Annotated in this window: 4 protein-coding genes; all 4 read right to left on the bottom strand. The window is 73.1% G+C overall.

The window, feature by feature from the left end; all coding sequences use genetic code 11:
* Positions 1-54: 54 nt before the first annotated feature.
* A complete protein-coding gene (locus AOK18_RS20440; protein WP_055695310.1) occupies positions 55-1,404 on the bottom strand; it encodes a hypothetical protein in 1,350 nt (449 codons plus the stop codon).
* A gap of 120 nt (positions 1,405-1,524) precedes the next feature.
* On the bottom strand, positions 1,525-3,129 hold the full coding sequence (gene cimA / locus AOK18_RS20435; RefSeq protein ID WP_055570645.1) for a citramalate synthase: 1,605 nt from the start codon (positions 3,127-3,129) through the stop codon (positions 1,525-1,527).
* Between the two features lie 525 nt (positions 3,130-3,654).
* Entirely contained in the window at positions 3,655-4,743 is a 1,089-nt protein-coding gene (locus AOK18_RS20430; RefSeq protein WP_055574136.1) for a branched-chain amino acid aminotransferase, read from the bottom strand.
* Positions 4,744-4,992: 249 nt separating this feature from the next.
* Positions 4,993-5,905, bottom strand: a 913-nt coding sequence (locus tag AOK18_RS20425) for a 3-isopropylmalate dehydrogenase (protein ID WP_055695309.1), incomplete at its 5' end; no start/stop codon positions are given.

Below are 5,905 nucleotides of genomic sequence, written 5' to 3'. Positions count from 1 at the left end.
CCCCCACCGGCCGGCCCGGCCTGCCGGGCCCCCGCCGGACCGGCCGGCGGCACGTCAGAACCCGCCGCCGAAGTCCCCTCCGCCGCCGAAGCCGCCACCACCGAAGTCGCCGCCCCCGAAACCGCCGCCGAAGTCCCCGGGATCGAAGTCGGCACCGGAGACGTCGCCGCCGCCGTACCCGCCGAAGTCGCCGTAGCCGGCGCCGTAGTCGGCCCCGTAGGCGGGGCTCGCCATCATGCTGCCCAGCATGGTGCCGACCAGCAGGCCCGGCAGTACGCCACCGCCGAAGTAGCCGCCGGCCCAGGGGCCGTAGGCCGGGCCCGCCTCCCAGTAGGGGCGCCGCCCGGAGTCGGTGTCGACCTCGCGGACGGCCGGGTCCCGGCCGTCGGCGAGGCGGTCCCGGTCCGCCGCGCAGACCGGGACCTCGCGCACGGCGCCGCCCGGGGGCGTCCAGTGGGCGTCCGCCACCGAGGGGCCGTGGCGCGGGTCGAAGAAGCAGGGCGGACGGCGCTCCGGCAGCGCCCGGCCCTCGCGGCGGGCGGCGAGGACGGCCAGCGCGAAGCGGCCGTCCTCCACGGCCTGGGTGACCCCCCGGACGTCCTCCGGCCGCTCCGCCCCGGCCATCAGCCGCTTGGACAGGTCGTAGGAGTCCAGCGCGCGTTCGTAGTCCGCGCGCATGGCGTCGTCGACGCCGGGCTCGCCGGGGTGGAAGTCGAGCCGGTCGAGTTCCTCGCCGAACGCGGTGATGTCCTCGTCGACCACGACCCGCAGCTTCTCCAGCGCGGCCCGCTGCTCCTCCTCGTGGCGCCTGCGGTTGCGGCGGACCACGGCGTAGGCGCCCGCGCCGCCCACCGCCACCACCGTGCCGACGGCGATCAGACCGCCGACCGGCACCTCGCCGCCGCCCTCGTTCCAGGAGGCCGGCGCCGAGCCGTCGATGCTGCGCAGGGCGTCGTCGACGAAGTCGTTCAGCTGGGCCTTGGCGTCGCCCGCGCCCTGCGCGGCCGTGACCAGGTTCCCCACACCCTGGCGGCTCAGGACGCTGCCGTCGGCGCGCGCGTCGAACGCGTCGCCGAGACGGATGCCGTACAGGCCGGTGATCCCGGTCTCGGTGCGCAGGTTCCGGAAGAGGTCCTGCGTGGGGTACCCGGCCGGGAGGACCGCGACGAAGACGGGCTTGTCCGCGTCCTCGATCTTGTCCGCGAGGGCCTCGGCGTCCGACGCGGACAGGATGCCGGTCGCCTCGGGGTCGACGTAGACGGGACTCTCGCGCAGCGCCCGGGCCACGGTCGAGAGGTCGGTGGCCGCGTGCGCGCCCGGCGCACCGGCCATCAGGACCGCCAGGGCGGCGGCCACCGGCACGATCAGCAGGCGTACGAGGGTACGCGTCAGCGCGTCCTTCATATGTTCGAAGCTACCCGAACCGGGGCGCAAACGGGCATCCGGCCCGGCACGGGTTTCCCGGGCGGCACGCGCGGCTCACGCGTCGCCACGGGTCGCCCCCGCCGGGCCGGCCCGGCCGGGTCAGGCCGCCGGTGCGACTCCGGCCCGCAGCAGACCGTACGTGTACGCGTCCTCCAGGGCCTGCCAGGAGGCGGCGATGACGTTGTCCGCGACGCCCACCGTCGACCACTCCCCCGTGCCGTCGGACGTGGAGATCAGGACCCGGGTGGTGGACTGCGTGCCGTGCTTGCCCTCGAGGATGCGGACCTTGTAGTCGACGAGCTCCAGCTTGGCGAGCTGCGGGTAGATCCGCTCCAGGGCGACGCGCAGGGACCGGTCCAGGGCGTTGACCGGGCCGTTGCCCTCGGCCGTGGCGACGATCCGCTCGCCCTTGGCCCAGAGCTTGACCGTGGCCTCGTTGGCGTGGGTGCCGTCGGGGCGGTCCTCGGCGATCGCGCGCCAGGACTCGACGTCGAAGTACTTCAGGGGCCCGCCCTCGGCCTCCGCGCGCAGCAGGAGTTCGAAGCTCGCGTCGGCGGCCTCGTACGTGTAGCCCTTGAGCTCGCGTTCCTTGACCCGTTCCACGACCCGGCCGACCAGTTCGCGGTCGCCGCCGAGGTCGATGCCGAGTTCCTTGCCCTTGAGCTCGATGGAGGCGCGGCCGGCCATGTCGGACACCAGCATCCGCATGGTGTTGCCGACCTGCTCGGGGTCGATGTGCTGGTACAGGTCCGGGTCGACCTTGATCGCGGAGGCGTGCAGGCCGGCCTTGTGGGCGAAGGCGGAGACGCCGACGTAGGGCTGGTGGGTGGAGGGGGTCAGGTTGACCACCTCGGCGATGGCGTGCGAGACGCGCGTCATGTCCCGCAGCCGGCCCTCGGGCAGGACCCGCTTGGCGTACTTGAGCTCGAGGGCGGCCACCACCGGGAAGAGGTTGGCGTTGCCGACGCGCTCGCCGTAGCCGTTGGCCGTGCACTGCACGTGGGTCGCGCCCGCGTCGACGGCGGCGAGGGTGTTGGCCACCGCGCAGCCGGTGTCGTCCTGGGCGTGGATGCCGAGCCGGGCGCCGGTGTCGGCGAGCACCGTGGCGACGACGGCCTGGATCTGGGCGGGGAGCATGCCGCCGTTGGTGTCGCACAGGACGACGACGTCGGCGCCGGCCTCCCGGGCGGCGCGGACGACGGACTTGGCGTACTCGGGGTTGGCGCGGTAGCCGTCGAAGAAGTGCTCGCAGTCGACGAAGACCCGGCGGCCCTCGGCCTTGAGGAAGGCCACGGTGTCGCGGACCATCGCCAGGTTCTCGTCCAGGGTGGTGCGCAGGGCGAGCTCGACATGGCGGTCGTGGGACTTGGCGACCAGCGTGATGACCTGTGCGCCGGATGCGAGGAGGGCCCTGACCTGCGGGTCCTCCGCGGCGGTCGTGCCCGCGCGGCGGGTGGCGCCGAAGGCGACCAGCTGGGCGTGGCGGAAGTCGATCTCCTGCTGGGCACGGGCGAAGAACTCGGTGTCCCGCGGGTTCGCGCCGGGCCAGCCGCCTTCGATGAAGCCCACGCCGAAGTCGTCCAGGTGCCGTGCGATGGCCAGCTTGTCGGCGACGGTGAGGTTGATGCCCTCCCGCTGGGCGCCGTCGCGCAGGGTGGTGTCGAAGACGTGGAACGAGTCGTCGGGCTCGCTGGTTGCGGTCATGGTCTGAAGGCTCCTGAGGTCGGATCTCGGTCTACCGGAATGACCGGTTCCACCGTCCCTCCATGGTCCCTCGCGCCGGGTTCCCGGCTGGAGGTGGGCCGGGAAACAGAAAAACCCCTCGCGGGTGCGAGAGGTCTGCGCGCGGGTCGAGGACGACGGTGTCCGCCCGTACGGTGTCGTACGTGCGGTCACTGCGGACCGGCGCGCCTGCTGCCAATAATCGTGGCGAACGAGAGCACGGGGGAAGTGTGGCACACAGCGGTGCCGCGATCACCGTCCGTCTCAGGATGCGGGCGTGAGGTGTCCGGTCCGCCCGGGTCCGGAGCCCGGCCCGTGCCGATCCGGAGCCCTGTGCGCGGCGGCCGGGGGGCCTGGGCCGGGTGACCTGAGGGTGCGGACCGCGGCGACCGGAGCGTCCGACCGGGGTGATCGGGGGTCCTGGCCTCCGGCGGCCGGGGGCACGCGAACGCCCGGCCCCCGCGGGTGTCCGCGGGGGCCGGGCGCGTGATGGCCGGGGCCGGGCGCTCAGCCCAGCGGGTGCATCCAGCCGTGCTTGTCCTCGGCCGTGCCGCGCTGGATGTCGAGCAGGGCCCGGCGCAGGCGCAGGGTGACCTCGCCGGGCTCGCCGCCGCTCTGCCGCCACTCGCCGCCGGCCCGCTTGACGGTGCCGACGGGGGTGATGACGGCCGCGGTCCCGCAGGCGAAGACCTCGGTGAGGGTGCCGTTCTCGGTGTCGCGCTGCCACTGCTCGAGCGAGACCCGCTCCTCGACGGCCTCGTAGCCGAGGTCGCGGGCGACGCTCAGCAGGGAGTCACGGGTGACGCCCTCCAGGATGGAGCCGGTGAGGGCCGGGGTGACGATCCTGTCTCCGTAGACGAAGTACAGGTTCATGCCGCCGAGTTCCTCGACCCAGGTGTGCTCCACGGCGTCGAGGTAGCAGACCTGGTCGCAGCCCGCGGCCGCGGCCTCGGCCTGGGCGAGCAGCGAGGCGGCGTAGTTGCCGCCCGTCTTGGCGTCGCCCATGCCGCCGGGGACGGCACGGACGCGGTCCTCGGAGACCCAGATGGAGACCGGCTTCACGCCACCGGGGAAGTAGGCGCCGGCCGGGGAGGCGATCACCAGGAACAGGTACTCGTTGGCGGGCTTGACGCCCAGTCCGACCTCGGTGGCGATCATGAAGGGGCGCAGGTAGAGGGATTCCTCGCCGCCGTGCGCCGGAACCCAGGCCTTGTCCTGCCCGACCAGCGCGTCGCACGCCTCGAGGAACGTCTCGACCGGCAGCTCGGGCATCGCGAGGCGGCGGGCGGAGCGCTGGAACCGCTCGGCGTTCTTCTCCGGCCGGAAGGTGGCGACGGATCCGTCGGGCCGACGGTAGGCCTTCAGTCCCTCGAAGATCTCCTGCGCGTAGTGCAGGACGTGGGTCGCCGGGTCGAGGGGGATCGGAGCGTACGGGACGAGCTGACCGTCGTGCCAGCCCCGACCCTCGGTCCACTTGATCGTCACCATGTGGTCGGTGAAGTGGCGGCCGAATCCCGGATTGGCCAGGATCGCCTCCCGCTCACTGTCCGAGAGCGGGTGGGCGGAGGGCTTGAGCTCGATCGTGGGCGTCGTCATGAGTGGTTGTCCTTCACCGGTTGTAGTGACGGGCCGCGCTCACGCCCGTACGGCCGGTGGCCAGTGCTGGGACGTCCGAGCATTCCCTCATTCCGCGGCTCCGCGTTCGATTATCGCCCGGAGGCGGCGGCGGAGGGAACACAGGTGGCTGCGGCCCGGTGGTCGGGGGTGGCACCCGGCGGGACGTGACGAAGCCGCCGGGCGGTGAGCGACCGGCGGCTTCGTGTGGTGTCGAGTGAGCGCGCCCGGTCAGCCGGCTACGCGTACGGCGAGCGCGTCGCCGATCTCGGAGGTGCTGCGCGCGGGCCGGCCGGTGGGGGTACCTCCCGTGCCCTTAAGGCTACGGGGGAGCTCCGCGAGGTCGGCGGAGACGGCGTCCTCGATGCGGGCGGCCTCGGCGTCGTGGCCGAGGTGGCGCAGCAGGAGGGCGACGGACAGGACCGTGGCGGTGGGGTCGGCCTTGCCCTGGCCCGCGATGTCCGGTGCCGAGCCGTGCACGGGCTCGAACATGGACGGGAACGCGCCGGACGGGTTGATGTTCCCGCTGGCGGCGACGCCGATGCCGCCGGAGACGGCCGCGGCGAGGTCGGTGATGATGTCGCCGAAGAGGTTGTCGGTGACGATCACGTCGAAGCGGGCCGGGTCGGTGACGAGGTAGATCGTCGCGGCGTCGACGTGGATGTAGTCGGTGGTGACCTCGGGGAACTCCTCGGCCACCCGGTTGAAGACGTTCGTCCACAGGTGGCCGGCGAAGGTCAGCACGTTGTTCTTGTGGACCAGCGTGAGCTTCTTGCGGGGGCGGGCCTGGGCGCGGGCGAAGGCGTCGCGGACGACGCGTTCCACGCCGAACGCCGTGTTCACCGAGACCTCGGTGGCGACCTCGTGCTCGGTGCCCTTGCGGATGGTGCCGCCGTTGCCGGTGTAGGGGCCCTCGGTGCCCTCGCGGACGACGACGAAGTCGATCTCGGGCTGTCCCGCGAGCGGCGTGGCCACGCCCGTCAGGAGCTTCGACGGCCGCAGGTTCACGTGGTGGTCGAAGGCGAAGCGGAGCTTCAGCAGGAAGCCCCGCTCCAGGACGCCGGAGGGGACGCTCGGGTCGCCGATGGCGCCGAGCAGGATGGCGTCGTGCCGCTTCAGCGCGTCGAGGTCGGCGTCGGTGAGG

Origin of the sequence: Streptomyces prasinopilosus (genome assembly GCF_001419695.1) — a bacterium.
GTDB classification, from domain to species: Bacteria; Actinomycetota; Actinomycetes; order Streptomycetales; family Streptomycetaceae; genus Streptomyces; species Streptomyces prasinopilosus.
This window is presented reverse-complemented; position numbering and strand designations above follow the sequence as displayed.

Coding starts and splice junctions, on each gene's coding strand:
- AOK18_RS20440 (WP_055695310.1), bottom strand. CDS start 1,404: ATGAAGGACGCGCTGACGCGTACCCTCGTACGCCTGCTGATCGTGCCG.
- cimA (WP_055570645.1), bottom strand. CDS start 3,129: ATGACCGCAACCAGCGAGCCCGACGACTCGTTCCACGTCTTCGACACC.
- AOK18_RS20430 (WP_055574136.1), bottom strand. CDS start 4,743: ATGACGACGCCCACGATCGAGCTCAAGCCCTCCGCCCACCCGCTCTCG.